The following is a 19,605-nucleotide window of genomic DNA, read 5'->3' as shown; positions in this document are numbered from 1 at the left end:
TGCTATTCGTTTGATGAAAAATCAGCCACGAATAGTTACTTGGTTTCTGCCTCTGTCTTTACTATCGTACAACGCTTGGTCTGCCAATTTAAGTAAAACCTCTTTCGGTTCACCTCTCCAGAGTACGGCACCTAAACTGATGGTTTGTTCGATAATAAGATCAGGGATGATGGTTGGCGATTCTTCGATAACCTGATGAATTTTCTTCGCCACATGCGATAATTGCTGAAGATCGCCTATTTCAAGCAGAACAGCAAACTCGTCGCCACCCAACCGTATTATTGGCGTAGCTTCTCCTAAAAGATCAGAAACAAGATAAGTAATATGAAGCAAAACCTCATCCCCTTCCGGATGCCCATAGGTATCATTAATGTCTTTAAAGTTATCGATATCAAAGCAGATCAATGCAAATGGTTTGTCTTCTTCAATAAATCGATTCACTACTTTTGTCATTGAACGACGATTCAATAACCCCGTAAGATCATCATGCATTGCCATGTAATGCAATTCTTCCGTCCGAGCTTCTAGTAATTTCTCAATACGTTTTTTATCTCGAGTAACCATAAAAGTAATGACGGCAATCAAATTAGATAAAATAAGAGCCCCAATAAACATCCATAATAAACTCAGTTGTTGGCTATCACTTAAATCGTTCTTACTTTTGTACTCAACATGCCAAATTCTATTTTCAATATTTATAGAGTTGGTAATACGTAAGCCATTAAAGTCATCCCATTGTGGGCTTTCAAACATGATAGGGTCATCCTCTGCATCAAACCCAGTATCGATAATTTTTACGACTAAAGATTCTCCAAGCAATGTGGATTCGACCAACTTATCAAAATAGCTTGTGACTCTAAGCACCCCAACCATAATGCCTTTCAGTGCTTTTTTGTCCGCAGTAAATACCGGATGATAGACTAACAAGCCCGTTTTGGGTGTGCTTTTATCTAAACCGTCTTGTAAAAGGCGAACTTTATCCGAAATGCTTGGGCGGCCCGCGTTAATTGATTCATCAACCACTCGTTGAAAGCGTTCTTGTGCTGAATAAAAACCTAATAGTGCTATATTTTTCTTATCTCTTGGATAAATATCTGTCGCAACATAAATCGGTTCATGATTTTTAAATACGTAATCGTACGTTTTAGGCTTATCTTGAGGTACGGTATAAATAGAAAAAGACGGAAAGATTTTTTTAACTTCTTTACTGTGCTTCTCAATGTCCTTTTCTTCTACTTTTTGCATCCACTGAAGGGAAATTAAACTTTGTGAGCGAGAGAGTAATGAATTAGCAAATAAGGGGAATTGTTGCCAGTCTTGTTTGGAGCCCGCCTGATAGAAGTTTGCGCCCGCGCCAATAAAATCGATGTCTTTTTCTATTAATAAAGTAAGTAAGGTTGATTCACGTTCCGCTTCTTTGCTAAAAAGCTGACGATTGCTTTCTAAATTTGAATTATATACAAAATGCATACATAACAAGCTTAAAGTCAGTGCCAGCATAAAACTGGTTATTATATGAATAGAACTATTCTTAAACACTCTTCAACCTCTAAATTCAGTAAGCCGTCATATTCTAATCAAAAATACCAAATAGAGAAACAAAATCATTCTCTGATAAAAGCCTTGTCTCAAAACCATTTAAATATGTTTAAAATACCATCAAACGGCATCAGTTCTTCTCTTTGAACTCGGTTCTTTTTCTATCTTATCCCTTGAATATGCTACTATTGACCACAACTTAGTTAGAAACGTTCGGTGCTTCGCACCCTATAAATATAGAGAAAGAATTATGAATTTTGACTTAAATGCCATTCCTTCTACCTTTGATCTAGGCCACATTGTCCTGTTTGGTACATCGGCATTATTTGCGTTGTTGTATGCAACGAAAAAAGGCAAAAACGTAGAAGTTGAAAAAATTGTTGAAATTGAAAAAGTGATTGAAGTAGAAAAACCAGTTGAGAAAATTATTGAAATCGAAAAAATCATTGAAGTAGAAAAGATCATTGAGAAAATTGTCGAAGTAGAACCAAAAGTAAAAACAACGACACCAGAATCTGCTCTGCAATTATTATCTCTTCTGCAAAAAGAAGCGCGTTTCATTGACTTTATGCAAGAAGATCTTAAAGGCTTTGCTGATGCAGAAGTCGGCGCTGCTGCTCGTGTTATTCACGAAGGTGGCCAAAAAGTATTGTCTGAATATTTCACTCTCGTTCCTATTCGTACTGAAGAAGAAGAATCTCGTTTATCAATTCCTGTTGGCTTTAATCCATCAGAAATTCGCCTAACAGGAAATGTGGTTGGTGAAGCACCATTTAACGGCACATTAATCCACAAAGGCTGGAAAGTGGCAGAAATAAAACTGCCTAAACTCGCTGACGGTTATGATGCAACAATTGTTGCTCCAGCAGAGGTAGAACTGTAATGGAACAAGCTAAATTCAGTATTGGTATCGATTTAGGTACAACTCACTGTGTACTTTCTTATGTTGATTTACACGATGAAGGCGCAAGTGTTCAAGTCATGCCAATTCCACAATTGACAGCGCCAGGTCAAGTAGAAGAAAAAGCACAACTGCCTTCATTTATGTATCAGGCGCATGACGCAGAATTGCTTGAAGGCGATACAAGCCTTCCTTGGACAACAAAGCCAAATGCAATCGTTGGTAATATTGCTCGTAACCTTGGTAGCAAAACCCCTATTCGTTTAATCGCCAGTGCAAAAAGTTGGTTATGTCATGCCGGTGTGAATCGTCGTGACGCTTTCTTGCCATTAAACAGCCCAGAAGAAGTGATCAAAGCGTCACCTCTTGAAGTCACTAAACGTTATTTAGAGCATCTTCAAAATGCGTGGGATTACCAAAACCCTGAGCACCCTCTAAATGAACAAGACATTACGCTTACGGTTCCTGCATCGTTTGACCCTGCTGCTCGTGATTTAACAGCAGAAGCAGCAAACAATCTTGGTTTCCGTAATCTTACGTTATTAGAAGAGCCGCAAGCCGCAGTCTATAGTTGGATTAAGAACAACGGTGAATCATGGCGTGAACAAGTATCGATCGGCGATGTTATCCTTGTGGTCGATATTGGCGGCGGTACAACCGATTTATCTTTAGTTGCCGTAACTGAAGAAGAAGGTAATTTGAGCCTAAACCGTGTTGCGGTAGGTGACCACATTCTTCTTGGTGGTGACAATATGGATTTGGCTCTGGCTTATCGTCTAAAGATGAAGCTAGCGCAAGAAGGTAAGCAACTTCAACCTTGGCAAATTCAAGTCATGACACATGCGTGTCGTGATGCAAAAGAAGCCCTTCTTAATGATTCAGAGTTACGCTCAGTGCCAATTGTGGTTCCTAGCCGTGGGTCTAAATTGTTAGGTAGTACACTTCAAACAGAACTGACTCAAGAAGAAGTTCAACAAACATTGGTTGAAGGTTTCTTCCCTGTCGTTCCTGTTACTGAACATCCTGTGCAATCTGCGCGTGGCGCATTAACTCAAATGGGTCTGCCTTACGCTCAAGATGCTGCTGTCACTCGTCACCTTGCAAGCTTTTTAACTCGTCAACAAGCGGCAACGGATGATGTATTTGGTCAGCAAAATGAATCTGACTTTATTAAGCCAACTGCAATACTTCTTAACGGTGGGGTTTTAAAATCAAACCTTCTTGCAGAACGCTTGTTGGGCATTATTAATGATTGGCTAATTGATGCAGAAGCTGAGGACGCAAAACTACTTGAAGGGTTAGACCTTGACTTAGCGGTTGCTTCTGGCGCATCTTATTATGGCTCGGTTCGTACAGGTAAAGGCGTTCGTATCCGTGGTGGTATCGCATCAAGCTATTATGTTGGAATTGAAAGTTCTATGCCTGCAATTCCAGGAATGGAACCCCCAATGGAAGCATTATGTGTTGCCCCATTTGGTATGGAAGAAGGTTCTAACGCTGACGTTCCTAGCCAACAATTTGGTTTGGTTATAGGGCAGCCTGTACAATTCAAATTCTATGGGTCAACGACTCGTCGAGATGATCAAGCAGGCACTCACCTTGATTTCTGGATGCCAGAAGAACTAGACGAACTGCCCGCAATTCAAGTCACGCTACCGGTCACTGAAGGTCGCTCTGCGGGTGAAGTGGTACCTGTTCGTCTTGCGTCAAAAGTGACTGAACTTGGTACTTTGTATCTTGAAGCCATTGCCATTGATAGTGGTGAAAAATGGCACGTTGAGTTTAATGTTCGTGAAGCGTAATTCTATTATTCTTCATTAATACGTTACTTAAGAGTTCAGTCACCATTATGGGGGCTGAACTCTTTTACTATATGCTCTTTGTTTCTTTATTGCTGTCGCCTTTTATTTCACAGCCATGCTAATCATATTGGAGTTTTTATGAGTTCGTCTAATCGCTATTTAATTGGTATTGACCTTGGTACAACCCATACCGTTGTTGCTTATACCGATATCTCTCTTGGTATAGAAACCAGCCCGGTTAACATCTTCAATATTGATCAATTAATTGGGCCTGGTGAGGTCGCTCGTAAACCGCTCCTCCCTTCATTTCGTTATCATGCCTCAAACAGTCAAGTCAGTGATAATGATCTAACACTGCCTTGGAATGTAAAAGCGCTTGATGGTGAAATAAAAAATGCGATTATTGGTGAATGGGCGCGTGAGTTAGGTTCGAAAGTCGAAGGCCGTCAAGTTGTAAGTGCCAAGAGTTGGCTATCACATACTAAAGTTGATCGCACTTCTGATATCCTACCTTGGGCTGGAGCAGAAGACGTTGAAAAAGTCTCTCCTATTGTTGCCAGTGCGAGCTATTTAAATCACGTTCGTCAATCTTGGAATTACCATCATCCAGACGCACCAATGGAATTACAAGAAGTGGTGGTAACTGTTCCCGCCTCTTTTGATGAAAGTGCCCGTTCATTTACTATTCAAGCCGCAAAACTCGCAGGTCTTGATAACGTCATTCTCTTAGAAGAGCCACAAGCGGTATGTTATGACTGGTATCACCATCATCAAGATACAGCAAAAGATATCCTGAAAAACGTACCATTAATGGTGGTGTGCGATGTTGGTGGCGGAACCACAGACTTAAGTTTGATCCAAGCGCGGTTTGATAAAGATGAATTATCACTTGATCGCATCGGTGTCGGTGATCACCTTATGCTTGGTGGTGACAACATCGATCTCGCATTAGCGCATTTAGCGGAGCAACGTTTAGACAGTGGAAAAAAAATGACTGCTGCTGCCTTAACGAAACTTATTCAGCAGACTCGAAAAACCAAAGAACGCTTATTGTCAGCTAACGCTCCAGAATCAGGTCATATTACTCTTCTCGGATCGGGTTCTAAATTATTAGGTGGTAGCCGTAAGGTTGAATTAAGCAAACAAGAAGTTCATGACATCGCACTGGATGGTTTTTTACCATTAACCAATTTTAATGACCGCCCAAATCAACGTCAGGCGGCAGTAGTTGAATTTGGTCTGCCTTACGCATCCGATCCTGCTATTAGTAAACATCTTGCACAGTTTTTAGATAATCACAAAGAAGTGTCGGCGAAAGCATTAGGTTGGAATGATTCAGATTTGGCAAACCACCAAGATCGAGCAATCCCTGTCGGCTTATTATTAAATGGCGGAGTATTTAACAGCCCTCTTCTTGCTAATCGTTCAGTTGAATTGTTGAACAGCTGGAAAGGTGACAGTGTAACTCGACTATCTAATCCTCATCCAGATTTAGCGGTAGCTTATGGTGCCGTGGCTTATGGTAAAGCTCGTCATGGTGCACAGCTTAAAATTGGTGGTGGCTCCGCTCGTTCGTTCTATTTACAGTTAGAAGAAAAAAACAAGCAACCTCATGGTTTATGTTTATTAGCAAAAGGCAGTGAAGAAGCCGAAGAAATTCGTATGACGAGTCGTCGTTTCTCTCTTACTTTAGGCGAGCCCGTTCGTTTTAACTTGTTATCGACCACCAAAGACCAACTTGCTACTTCTGGTATGATCACGGAATTAGCCGATTCAAGCTTTGTCAGTCTACCACCTTATGTCGTTACACTTGAATCCAGCAAACAAAAAGAGACGCTGCATGCGAATCAAAAAGATCGCGTTGAAGTGACCCTAGCTTGTCAATTTACTGAAGTGGGAACCATCAAAATTGAATGTGTTTCTGTAGAAGACGATTCACAACGTTGGTTAGTTGAATTTGAAGTAAGAAATCAAGCTTCAAATAAAAGTCATCATCTAGCAGAACAAATTGCCCTTCCTCCTCGTTTACCTAATGCCATCGCAAACATTAAAGAAGCGTATGGCGGCAGTAAACAAAATCCGAATGCAATTAAAGCATTTTCTAAAAATATTGAAAAACTGATTGGTAAACGAGAGTCATGGGATCTAATCACCTCTCGCGAATTAGCGGCCGCTTTATTAGACAGTAAAAAACGTCGCCGTCGCTCAGAAAAACATGAGCAGAATTGGCTAAAAATGACGGGGTTTACACTTCGCCCTGGTTTTGGGTATCCGGCAGATGAATGGAAAATCAGCCAAGCGTGGGAAACCTATCAACAAGGTGTTCAGTTTGAATCAAAACAATCTTGGAATGATTGGTGGACGTTCTGGCGTCGAATTTCGGGTGGATTAAATCAAGAACAACAAGAAACTATTTTGGGTGACATTGCTAAATACTTACACCCGGGCTCTCTGCGCAACCCAAAAACATTAGAAGATGCGACCAATAAAAGTTACGAAGCGATGGTTCGATTAGCCGCCGCTCTTGAGCATTTAGATGTCGAAGATAAAACATTACTGTCTACATGGATGCTGGGGCATGCCAAAAATGGCAATCAAGCTCAAGTTCATTGGTGGGCGTTAGGACGTATTTGCTCTCGCTCCCCTTTCTATGGCAGCCAACATAATTTGATCCCTGCGAATCAAGTCACTCAATGGCTTCCTACTTTATTGGAACAAGATTGGAAAGCTCAACCAATGGCAGGGTTTGCAGCCGTCATGATGGCTCGATTAACAGGCGACAGAACACTCGACGTATCCGATGAATTACGCGAAAGCATCATCGATAAATTGAAAAAAAGTCGCTCTCCACAGAGTTGGATTGATTTGGTTTCAAGCCAACAAGCACTAACCGATGCGGATTCTAAACGCCTCTTTGGTGATGCACTTCCTGCTGGTCTTCGCTTATTAAACTAGCAAAAAACAGATGGCATATTAATCAATTTTGTCAAAAATCTGTCAGGTTGCTGTTTTTACCTTCAAAAATAGAATGAAATGCGTATACTAGCGTTATCACAATTTGAAGGTAAACCTTTATGGCATATAGCGCTTTTTTAGCTATTGCTGTGTTACTTTATTTTGTTGGTTGGTTTCGCTTCGGCACTCGAGAGTTACGCAAAGCAGCTAAACGGATCGGTGATATTGTCACGGTTCCCCAAGAGCTAATTGTTGAATGGATTATGTATAACAAGCAGATAATGGATATCAATGAGTTTCAACGTTTTATCATCCATTTAAATAAAGCAAGCATAGACGACTTAAAAACTGAATTAGATCGTTTTTCTCACTATCTCGAAATCCATGCTCCTGAGCATGTCTCTTCTATCAGTTACACATAAAAGATAAAGGCCCGCTATCATTTAACGGGCCTTTATTGTATCTAACCAATCTAAAATTACGGTTTAGCCGCGAGAGCCTAACTTAACTTTACCTTTTGAGTTAAACCATAATGCTTGTGATTTTTTCTTACCGATCAGCATCGGTAAATCATCATAGAATAAAAAATTCTTCCACGTTTTTTTAAACGTTCCCCATGATGTTTCAATCAAATTGTATTTTTCATAACAGAAATACACTGTCACATCATCAGACCAATCGATAAATTCGAGTACTTCATCAGGAAGTGATTCATTATCACTGTCCCAACGGTGTTGCCAATCAATTTCATTAACCCACGAGGTTTTCTTCATCGGCCATTCTTTTGAGTCAAAATGGTCTGCTGTTGGGCTATTCGCACTAATAAAATTATTCCAAACCTGAGCCGATTCCGCTTGAGTAAACGGTTTGATCAATGGAAGCAGTTCATCATTAACAGGCATCGATTGATGAGTGAATATCCACTTGCGATTATATTCATCTAACGGTAAATAACTCATAAATTCATTCTATAATTACATACATTGACTCTATTCTATCGTCTTTCTTACTTAAGCCCAAATAAGAATATTTCATAATAGGTTGATTTTTATCATCCCCCCCCTCATAACTGTTATATCAAATAGAAAAAACGAATTACACATGCCTTCTCATTACCATTATATGTGTAGTTATTACATTACAAGGATTATTAAATGATCACTCATGTTGGCATTATGGATCAAGACCCTGTCCGTCTTGTGACTCCACTTCTCGACCTTTCTGTAAAAGGCGAACATATGATTTTCATTGGGGATGAAAATCAAAAAGACATGTTCGTTCGTTTAGAATCTATTCTTCAATACAAAGGCATTAGCTCTGAGTTTTACGAAATCCCTAATATCGTAGATACTCATCTCATCAAGCAATCTCTACAAGCGCTTGCGGCCGATATTAAAGAGAGATACAGCGAAGTAAAACTGAACGCAAGCTGTGGCCTTCGTCACCGTCTTCTTTCTGCTTATGAAGTTTTTCGTTCATACCATTGGCCTATTTTTGTGGTTGAACCTTTCAGTGACAAACTATGCTGGGTTTATCCTGATGGTCGCAAACAAAAACACGTTGCTGATAATATTCGATTAAGTGATTATCTTGCTATTTTTGGTGCTCGTTGTGAGTTCTCTGAAACCGAGCTTCCTGAAAGCATGGATAAGCGTCTGCGTGAATTATGTCAACGCTGGGCAAGTAACGCTCTTGAATTGGGCCCAGGTCTTGCGACGCTAAACTATTTAGCAACAACCTGTCGAAAAGAACAACGTTTAGATGTAGAAGTTACGGAGAAACAACAAAGCTACAAAGAGCTTAATATGTTGCTAACTGATCTTGTTGAAACAGGATTAGCTACCTACGAAAACGGCACATTAACTTTTGATTGTGAAGAAGCTCGACGTTTAGCGAATGGGGAATGGTTAGAAATTCTTGTTCATAATACCGTCGTCGATATTCAACAATATTTACCGACGCTTCAAGATCACTCATTGAATGTACAAGTTCACCGTGAAATTGGCACAAAAGACGTTCGTAATGAACTTGATGTGGTTAGTATCGTGAATAACAAGCTGCATATCATTGAATGTAAGACCAAAGGCATGCGTGATGATGGCGATGATACGCTTTATAAATTAGAGTCATTACGTGACCTTCTTGGCGGCTTACAAGCACGAGCAATGTTAGTTAGTTTCCGACCTTTACGTAATAATGACATTATGCGAGCACAAGATTTAGGCTTAGCGATCATTGGTCCTGATGAATTAGGCGATCTTAAAAAGCACCTCTTAAACTGGTTCTTAGCCGCTGGCGGTCATTAATCTCTTTGTAATTAATGATCCGATAATAAAAAAGACCGATTAACTGATCTTTTTTATTATCGGGACTTTAAATTGCATCAATATACAGCGATAAAAATGCCGCTTATTCGTTAAGAATCAGCGGCATTTTTTATATCTATTTGCTTCTGTAATTATAGAAGATTACGAGCCGCTTCAATCACAACTTTAATTGAACGAGCTTCTGTTTCTTTTAATGTCACGTGATCAGGTGTTTCTTTTTGAGTACGGTTAATAATAACGCCAGCAACACAACCAGCACGTAAACCAGAGCTTGCACACATAGTTAATAGTGTTGCAGATTCCATCTCAAAGTTTAACACGCCCATGTCTTGCCATTCTTGCATAGAACCTTGGAAGCGCTTAACAACACGACCAGAGAACGTATCATAACGCTCTTGACCTGGGTAGAATGTATCACTTGATGCAGTAACACCGGTGTGTACTGTCGCACCTTGGTCAACAACCGCTTTACGCATTGCTGTTGCAACATCAAAATCAGCAACGGCTGGGAATTCCATTGGAGCAAAATGCAAGCTCGCACCATCTAAACGAACTGAACCTGTCGTTACAATCATATCACCTACATTTACATGCGGTTGGATTGCACCAGTAGTACCAACACGTAAGAAGGTACGCACACCCAATTGAGCTAACTCTTCAACAGCAATAGACGTTGATGGACCACCGATACCAGTAGAACAAACAACAATTTTTTTGCCTTCTAATTCTGCTAGGTACACAGTGTATTCACGGTGACTTGCTAAAAATTTAGGATTTTCCATTTGTTCTGCGATTTTCTGAACACGTGCTGGATCACCAGGGATGATCGCCATTTCTGCACCTTGAAGATCTGCTTGTGTTACACCTAAATGGAATACTGCTGCTGTCATGGTTAACTCCTTGCGATTGTAGGGTCGCGTTGATTAAATAGTTATATTTGATTCGATGAAGTTACTTTACCCAAACGGTTAAAGCATTAGTGTGATTAAGATCCCGAAAGGAATGATGATAGATTACACTCTTGCACGGAAAACCGATTGGCATCACAGAAATAGAGACCTTTGGTTAACTTATACTCAAGATTAACGCGACTTACATGACCTTACAATCATTTCAAATTCAATCGATATAATTGATGACGGCTATTTTTATTAAAATGGAAGTCCACTTTTAAATAATTATGAGCCTTAATATTGGCTTTTTAGCCTTTCATATCCTTAACTTATAATAAGTTACATATTATGCATTGAGGTCATGGATGAATAAGCAGTCAGATAAAACAAACTCAAATAATAAAACTAAATCATTTTCAGATTCGGGAAAAGAAAAATCACCGATTAAAAATAAAAAAAATAAAAGCCAACGTTATTTAGCTAGAAGGATCTCTCTCTATCCTCAATTGATGCTAATTTTGCCAAGTTTTTCTTTTTCTAAAACATTTACACCAGAAGAATTCCTCGAAGAAAAATACTCAAATATAGAAAGCGGTACATTAGAAGAGTCAAATCCTCATCATAATGAATCACTCATTTCACCTTTAGATCCTATTGTCGAAAACAAAATGAGCAATATTCAACCTAATCCAGATGATACGAATGAGCACACACCAATAGTAACTCCAAGCGCACGAAGTAGTTCCCATTTAGCTTCGCACGCAATAACTCCCATTGGAATCCTTCCTACGCCAGTGCAAAACCATACAATTAACCAAGCTCCTGCTATGTTGGTCACTCCCCCTACGACATTAAGCACCCCTCCACCACAACACTCACAGCAGCAAGCTGTTATTTCAGGAAAAGACTCTGCGACAATAACCGAAGATGTGACAACTCATGTTTCCGGAAAGCTGACAATAATAGACTTTGATCGTGGTGAGGCACATTTTTCAAATACTGATATTATCGGCACACTCGGTACGCTTCACCTTACTGACAATGGCGCATGGACGTACGATTTAAACAACACTAACCCAACAGTTCAAGCGTTAGGTAAAGGCTCGACAGCAACCGATACCATCACCGTTCATTCAGTCGATGGCACGCCGCATCAAATAACAATCACGGTTAATGGCACTAATGACAAAGCGATAATTGGCGGATCTAATACTGGTGCGGTGACGGAAGAGTCTCAACTTCAAACCTCTGGCACACTGACTGTTACGGATGTCGATACCGGCGAAGCGCATTTCTCCAACACAGATATTATCGGCACACTCGGTACCCTACACCTTACAGACAAAGGCGCGTGGACATACGATCTTGATAACACTAACCCAACCGTTCAGGCGTTAGGTAAAGGCTCGACTGCTACCGATTCCATCACCGTTCATTCAGCCGATGGCACGCCTCATCAAGTAACAATTACGGTTAATGGCACTAACGATAAAGCGGTGATTGGTGGCTCAAATACTGGTACGGTGACAGAAGAAACACAACTTAATACCTCAGGTACACTGACTGTTACGGATGTCGATACCGGCGAAGCCCATTTCTCCAATACCAACATTGTTGGGACTTTAGGTACTCTCCACCTAACAGATAATGGTAATTGGACATACGATCTAGATAATACTAACCCAACCGTTCAAGCGTTAGGTAAAGGCGCGACAGCAACCGATACCATCACCGTTCATTCAGCCGATGGCACACCTCATCAAGTAACAATTACGGTTAATGGCACTAACGATAAAGCGGTAATTGGTGGCTCAAATACTAGTGCGGTGACCGAAGAAACACAACTTCATACCTCAGGTACACTGACTGTTACGGATGTCGATACCGGTGAAGCGCACTTCTCCAATACCAACATTGTTGGGACTTTAGGTACTCTCCACCTAACAAATAATGGTAATTGGACATACGATCTAGATAATACTAACCCAACCGTTCAAGCGTTAGGTAAAGGCGCGACAGCAACCGATACCATCACCGTGCATTCGGTCGATAGTACTCCTCATCAAATTACTATTACCGTTAATGGCACTAATGATAATGCTGTCATATCAGGATCAAATACCGGCGCGGTGACGGAAGAATCTCAACTTCAGACTTCAGGAATACTGAGTGTGACTGATGTCGATACTGGCGAAGCGCATTTCTCAAGCACAGATATTATTGGCTCACTAGGCACGTTACATCTAACTGATTCAGGTGCGTGGACGTACGATTTAGATAACACCAATCCAACCGTTCAAGCGTTAGGTAAAGGCTCAACAGCTACCGATTCCATCACGGTACACTCTGCCGATGGCACGCCGCATCAAGTAACGATTACGGTTAACGGTACTAATGATACTGCCGTAATTGGTGGCTCGAATACTGGCGCAGTGACAGAAGAATCACAACTTCAAGCTTCAGGAACACTGACTGTCACCGATGTGGATACTGGCGAAGCACATTTCTCCAACACAGATATTATCGGCACACTCGGTACCCTACACCTTACAGACAACGGCGCGTGGACGTACGATCTTAATAATACTAACCCTGCAGTCCAAGCATTAGGACAAGGCGCAACAGCAACGGATACCATCACCGTGCATTCGGTCGATGGTACGCCTCATCAAGTAACAATTGCGGTGAATGGCACCAATGATGCTGCAGTGATCATGGGAACATCGACAGGTGATGTTCATGAAGGACACACTTTCACCGCACCAGACGGTAGTATGACTGGTGGCAGTGTCGATGATCGTTCACCTGACCACATGCATGGGAATATAGGAAAATTATGGAACGATGAAATCCATACAGATGGCCACCTATCGATAGTTGATGCTGATACTGGTGAAAGCTATGCCCAAACAGGTGTTTATTATGGTTCACATGGTCGTATCATACTTCAAACTAACGGGGACTGGACCTACTATGCTTCCATCGGCCAAGATGCAACCGGCAGAACAATTGATCACTTAGGAAAAAGTGAAACACTAACCGATACAATCACCGTTAAGTCAGCTGATGGTACCACACACGATATTGTTATCACCATTCATGGCGACAACGACCGTCCATACTGCTCTTCAGAAGTGCAGCTCAACAGCGGTAAAGAAGACCTTGCGCAAACCATCACAGCCACCGAACTCTTAGCAAACACTATAGACGTGGATAGCAACGACCTAGGCAAACTCACCGTTGCGAATCTTCACGCTGATCATGGTTCTATTCTAGATAATCAAGACGGCACATACACTTTTACCCCAACCAAAGACTATAACGGTCAGGTTCATTTTAGCTATGACGTGACAGATGCGCATGGCGGAACGACTCATACAGGGGCGTCTACCACACTCACGGCTACCCCAGACAGCGCCATCATTTCAGAAGTGACAACTGACCACGTCACTGAAGATGGGTCACATAGCAGGCACAATGCAGGCGTCACAACTGAACTTTCAAATGGAAGACTACAAGTTGTAGATCCAGATAGCGGGGAGAATAAATTCCAGTACAGCCAGTTTGGTGAATCAGCAGTTCACGATCCGTTTGGTGGCATGTTACGTATTGATAGCATGGGCAATTGGGGGTACAGCGTTAATAATGCCAATTTGCAACACCTTGCTCAAGGGCAAACTGAAACCGTTGTCTACCGTGTTCATAGTTATGATGGAACGGCATACGAGTTGCACATAGACGTTGTTGGCACCAATGACGCGCCAACCGTTACCCAAGTTGCGCTAAGTAACGGCACTGAAGACACGCATTATCAAATGCAAGCGAGTCAGTTTGGGTTTACGGATGTTGATACCGGCGACACGCTACATTCCATCGCAATCACAGATCTACCACCAGCAACACAAGGTAAGTTTGTACTCGATGGCCACGATATTACTGCGGGGCAGCACATCCCTACAGCTGACATCAGTAAGCTTCAGTTCGTCCCTGCGCAAGATTTTAATGGTGATGTTCAGTTTAAATATACTGTTAACGATGGGCATACCGACTCTACAGAGGCTACAAATACTCTTCATTTTGATCCCGTTGGGGACGTAGCAGTAATCACTGGAACGACAACTGGCGATGTCGATGAAGGGCATGGTAGTTTTGGTGATATGTCACCAGATTACGCACAACCTGGCATGGCGAAACTCGGACAATCTGCATTAACGGCTGATGGTAAGTTGGATATTGTTGACCCTGATACTGGTGAATCTCAATTTGACTCTAAAGGCGGAGCTTGGAATAACTCCTACCATGGACAATACGGACACTTATTGTTAAACACTGATGGTACTTGGCATTACGACGTGACCGTTGGCAACGTTGATTGGGTTGGTAATCGCAAAACAACAGTCGGCACAACCATTGATGAACTGGGTGAGAATCAAACACTGACCGACACCATCACCATATATTCTAAAGATGGTACAGCTCACGACATAGTAATTACCATTCATGGCGATAACGATAGACCTTATATCAGTTCTGAAGTAACACTTGCCACTGGTACAGAAGATACAGCGCAAACGCTAACCACTACAGATCTACTTGCTAATACTGTTGATGTAGATGCAAATGATATCGGCAAACTTAGCATTGAAAATTTAGTTTCAGATCATGGGTCGCTCTTAGATAACAAAGACGGTACATTCACGTTCACACCAGAGAAAGACTACAACGGTGCTGTTCATTTTAGTTATGATGTCAAAGATGCCCATGGTGGTGTTACGCATACAGGGGCAACAACGACACTCGTTGCGGTACAAGACAATGCAATTATTAGTGGTGTTGATACCGGCAGTGTGACTGAAAACACGGCAGGCAAAGATATGTCGCCTGATCATGCCCAGCCTGGAATGAGCCATTTAACGGGGGCGATGTTATATGCTGATGGCAAACTTTCCATTTCAGATCCGGATGCGGGAGAAAACGAATTCGATACCAACCAAGTAGGGTCTCAGGGCTACACCTATCATGGCAGTTATGGCCAGCTTATATTAAACGCGGATGGCAGTTGGCATTATAATGTAAATGCTGGCAGTCAAAACAATGGCGCAATGCCAGGAACTGTAGGTTCTGCCATTGATAAATTAGGCGATGGAGAATCGCTTACCGATACCATAACTATACGCGCGAAAGATGGAACAACCCATGATATTGTCATTACAATTCATGGTAGTAACGACCGCCCATATTGCTCATCAGAAGTACAGCTTCACTCAGGTAAAGAAGATACAGCGAAAACGCTAACCACTGCAGATCTACTTGCTAATACCGTCGATGTTGACGCCAATGATGCCAGTCAATTAAGCATTGCTAATTTAGTTTCAGATCATGGTGTTGTTATTGATAATAAAGACGGGACTTTTACATTCAATCCAGACAAAGACTATAACGGACAAGTACATTTCACTTATGACGTGAAAGATACTCATGGTGGTATGACTCATACTGGGGCCACTACCACGTTAGCAGCAGTCAATGATACCGCTTTATTTTCAGTAGACGATACAGGCTCAGTAAAAGAAGATATCCACGTTCAAGGTGACTCTCAACATACAGTGGCAGTATCAGGAGTGTTAATTGTTTCCGACCCTGACGCAGGGGAAAGTGAATTCGTTGCCAACCGAAATGTACATGCGGTGAGTGACCCATTTGGAGGTGATTTAAGTATTGGCCGAGCCGGCGACTGGACTTACTCGGTTTCGAACAACAATTTAAATAGGCTTGCTGAAGGCGAAAAACATCAAGTCACATATGAAGTGGTTTCTCGCGGAGGAGATAAACACCAAATAGTCATCACCGTCGTTGGTACCAATGATGACCCTATACTATCCGTTACCCAAACCACCCCGACAACGGGAACCCTCACTGAAACCGATGTTGACGTTAAAGATACACATACTTTCTCTGTCGTCAGTTCAACAGGGCAATTTGGTTCAATCTCTGTCGATCCGGATTCAGGTGCCTATGTGTACACTGCAAACTCTTCGGTTGCAGGGATGGCTTATAACAAAGCAACGCACACCTATCACGGAACCGATGTTTTTGAAGTAAAGGTGGCTGACAATCATGGTGGCGAATCATCGACGTTCATAACTTTTGATACCAATGGTCATATTTCAGTTGTACCTGGACAACAACCAACAATTTCAACAAGTGTACTTACTAATCCATTAATCACGGCAATTCAACCAAGCTTACCTACTGGAACAAATACGCCACCAAACAATGGAGTTACAGTAGATTTAATAACACCGAATGATACAGGTAAATCAAATACGGATAACGTCACCAAAGAGACAACGCCAACAATAACGGGACACACTGATATTCCCTATTCGCAGGTCACTATTTACGATGGCTCCACACCAATTGGACACGCAGTATCTGACGCATCTGGTCAATACAGTGCAGTGGTAAGCAACTTAACAGATGGCGATCATAACCTATCGGCTAAAGCGCTTGCTCCGTCTTCATCTATACCTGCAACATCTTCACTACTTTCAGTTCACGTCGACACTGTGATTGCACCACTGACCATAGCACTGACTCACGACACTGGTAGTAGTAATTCTGACTTAGTCACTCACGATGGCGCCCTAACGATTGGAGGGCAAGAAGTAGGTGCAACCGTTGAATACTCAACAGACAACGGACACACATGGACGTCGAGTTTTACACCACAACAAGGTTCAAACAACGTTAACCTAAGACAAACTGACACCGCAGGTAATGTGTCGGCCAACACGTCATTAAACTTCACCCTTGATAATTCAATTGCACCACCAACAGTGTCATTGGCCCACGACACAGGTCGACACTCTACGAATACTCCGGACTTAATCACTAAAGACTCTCAGCTTTCAATTCAAACGGAAGCAGGCGCAAAAGTAGAATATTCAAATGATGGCGGACACAGTTGGAGTTCAGTATTTAATCCAGTAGAAGGTGTAAACAACCTGCAGGTAAGACAAACCGATATCGCAGGCAACTTATCTCCAGTGGCTCACTTTAGCTTCACCTTAGATACAACCCCCGGCACAGTGACAGTGAACCCGATATCGCAAGATAATGCACTAAATGCTGCTGAGAATAACCAGCCGTTGGTAATAACAGGAACCACCTCTAACATCGACCCTGGTGATGTCGTGTATGTTGTCGTTGGTAATAATCATTTTTATGACGCGACCGTAAAATCGGATGGTTCATGGTCATTGACCCTTAGTGCATCTGTTCACCAAAACATTCTGGCGTCCGATCACGACTACCCAATACAAGTGGGTACCGTAGATACTGCTGGCAATTCAACACCTCGTATTTCAACTCAATTATTAGTCGATACACAGAACCCCATTCCACATATAACCGTCGATTCAGTTACACAAGATAACGTACTTAATGCCCTTGAATCGAGTCAAAGTGTTCCAATAACAGGGACGGTGACTGGCGATTATCACGCAGGTGATATAGTAAGCTTGAAAATAAACGGTGCTAATATTCAGTCATTGACCGGCACCGTCGATGCAAATGGACGCTTCTCAATTCCAGTTACAGGGAACATATTAGAACATGCCAATATCCATACTAGTTATGCGAATGGTCAAGCTGCGCCAATACATTCTATTGAAGCAACGATCCAAACAACAGATGCAGTGGGAAATACGGGGAGTGCAACCACAGGTTCACAAGTTTTCACCGTTGATACGCAGATACATGTCGCTATTCAGACCGATCCAATTACCGCTGATAATGTAATTAACGCCCAAGAATCCAATTCATCTGTTGATATCACAGGGGTTGTTTCTGGTGATTTTAATGTCGGTGACATTGTTACTTTGAACGTAAATGGGGCACAACATACTGGCGTTGTAGACTCACAAGGACACTATTCCATTGCCGTTCCTGGTAGCGAGTTAACTGCAGATGCTGACCAAAAAATTGAAGCATCAATCGTAGTAACAGATAGCGCAGGTAACAGCGCTCACGCCACCACAGATGTTGTTTATCAAGTCGACACTCAGGTTAGCCTCCCTACTATTACTTTTGAAAACGCAGGAGCTGACAACTTATACAGCAAAACTGAAATTGCTCACGGACACCAAAATACTATCACAGCAACAATTACGCCTCCTGGTGACGCAAAAATTGGCGAGCACCTTGTCGTTAATGGACAAGACCATGTATTAAATGCTCACAGCCTACAGCATGGGTTACAAATTGAAGTCCGTCCGGGTTCTCAAGTACAGGCGACCATGACTGACGAACACGGAAATACCGCAGGTAGCCAAGGTTTTGCTGCAAGTGCCATACCTGAGCCAATCGTGGTCAAGCCGCCGTCAGGAAGCCATCAAGTGTCTGCCACGCTTGGCGCACTGCCACTACTTCCGTCTTTAACCCCAGTTCCCACCACACAACACGGTTGGCGGATCCATTTACCAAATGGGCAGTATGTGACCAGTCATCATGGGCAATATGGAACACTAACCATTGATCCTCAAACCGGTGATTTACATTATCAAGAACAAGCAAATGTTCACACAGGGCCACATGGTAGTGCTTCTGGCATTGGACAGCATGAAGATAAGTTCGAAGTTGCCTTACAAGGTACAAATCAAGATGAAGTTGTCGCGCATGTCAACATTCAGATACTGAGTCACGGCCCGGGGAATAGTGGCAAACTAAATATTGGTACTGAGGTGGTTGATATGACAATCACACCTATAGCACATACTTCACACCCAGCTCCGCCACCTCAAGTTCAACATGATCAACCAGATTTTAGTAATGAGCATATTAGTGAATTGTCATTCTCGGTTGACTTAGATGAACACTCGTCTGGTGCCTCAGCCTATTTAGATGCTTTAGGTATCACACCACCACCAAAACTTACAGAACATAATGATCACCACACTCCTACAGACTTAGATATTGTATTAGCACATGATAATACTGATATAACAGATGACCACTCATCACACATCGATTTATCTGATGCAATGGAGCACCACAATCAAGATCATAGCCACAATAAACAAGAGGATGAAAACCACCATCATCACAATGACATTGATGGTTTGCCTGATATTGACCCTAATACCTAAAAATAACGAAGTTGGATCTAAAAAGGAACGCAATTTAGC

The 19,605-nt window shown here is 42.0% G+C and carries 9 protein-coding genes; 6 read left to right on the top strand and 3 right to left on the bottom strand.

The window, feature by feature from the left end; translation table 11 throughout:
* Positions 1 to 21 precede the first annotated feature (21 nt).
* Positions 22 to 1,539 carry a sensor domain-containing diguanylate cyclase gene (locus tag AACV33_RS06750; RefSeq protein ID WP_026025519.1) on the bottom strand — a complete coding sequence of 506 codons (1,518 nt, stop codon included), beginning with the start codon at positions 1,537 to 1,539 and terminating at the stop codon, positions 22 to 24.
* A gap of 250 nt (positions 1,540 to 1,789) precedes the next feature.
* On the opposite strand from AACV33_RS06750, the gene AACV33_RS06745 reads away from it, so the two are divergent.
* From AACV33_RS06745 to AACV33_RS06730, 4 genes are all read left to right on the top strand, one after another.
* Positions 1,790 to 2,422, top strand: coding sequence for a DUF2760 domain-containing protein (locus tag AACV33_RS06745; RefSeq protein WP_182699992.1), 633 nt, complete (start codon positions 1,790 to 1,792; stop codon positions 2,420 to 2,422).
* Complete coding sequence (locus AACV33_RS06740; RefSeq protein WP_012550405.1) at positions 2,422 to 4,242, top strand: Hsp70 family protein; 1,821 nt, start codon at positions 2,422 to 2,424, stop codon at positions 4,240 to 4,242. Before AACV33_RS06745 ends, AACV33_RS06740 begins: the two co-directional genes overlap by 1 nt.
* Positions 4,243 to 4,380: 138 nt before the next feature.
* Positions 4,381 to 7,197, top strand: a complete 2,817-nt coding sequence (locus tag AACV33_RS06735) for an Hsp70 family protein (protein WP_182699991.1) — start codon at positions 4,381 to 4,383, stop codon at positions 7,195 to 7,197.
* Between the two features lie 119 nt (positions 7,198 to 7,316).
* Positions 7,317 to 7,619, top strand: coding sequence for a hypothetical protein (locus AACV33_RS06730; protein ID WP_012550407.1), 303 nt, complete (start codon positions 7,317 to 7,319; stop codon positions 7,617 to 7,619).
* A gap of 63 nt (positions 7,620 to 7,682) precedes the next feature.
* Here the strand turns inward: AACV33_RS06730 and AACV33_RS06725 are convergent, their stop codons facing one another.
* The gene (locus AACV33_RS06725) at positions 7,683 to 8,156 is read right to left on the bottom strand and encodes a DUF2947 domain-containing protein (protein WP_012550408.1); all 474 of its coding nucleotides are present in this window, start codon (positions 8,154 to 8,156) and stop codon (positions 7,683 to 7,685) included.
* 195 nt (positions 8,157 to 8,351) lie between these two features.
* Here AACV33_RS06725 and AACV33_RS06720 point away from each other — a divergent pair, with 195 nt between their 5' ends.
* Positions 8,352 to 9,503 (top strand): DUF1887 family protein, encoded by a 1,152-nt coding sequence (locus tag AACV33_RS06720; protein ID WP_182699990.1) that lies wholly within the window; start codon positions 8,352 to 8,354, stop codon positions 9,501 to 9,503.
* Positions 9,504 to 9,655: 152 nt separating this feature from the next.
* On the opposite strand, the gene udp is transcribed toward AACV33_RS06720, so the two are convergent.
* On the bottom strand, positions 9,656 to 10,414 hold the full coding sequence (gene udp / locus AACV33_RS06715; RefSeq protein ID WP_017022469.1) for a uridine phosphorylase: 759 nt from the start codon (positions 10,412 to 10,414) through the stop codon (positions 9,656 to 9,658).
* A gap of 368 nt (positions 10,415 to 10,782) precedes the next feature.
* Here udp and AACV33_RS06710 point away from each other — a divergent pair, with 368 nt between their 5' ends.
* The gene (locus AACV33_RS06710; RefSeq protein WP_182699989.1) at positions 10,783 to 19,566 is read left to right on the top strand and encodes a VCBS domain-containing protein; all 8,784 of its coding nucleotides are present in this window, start codon (positions 10,783 to 10,785) and stop codon (positions 19,564 to 19,566) included.
* The last annotated feature ends 39 nt before the right edge of the window (positions 19,567 to 19,605 follow it).

The sequence above is a fragment of the Aliivibrio sp. SR45-2 genome, assembly GCF_963890165.1.
Classification (GTDB): Bacteria; Pseudomonadota; Gammaproteobacteria; order Enterobacterales; family Vibrionaceae; genus Aliivibrio; species Aliivibrio salmonicida.
The sequence above is the reverse complement of the archived record's forward strand: the minus strand, read 5'-3'. Positions and strand labels throughout refer to the sequence as shown.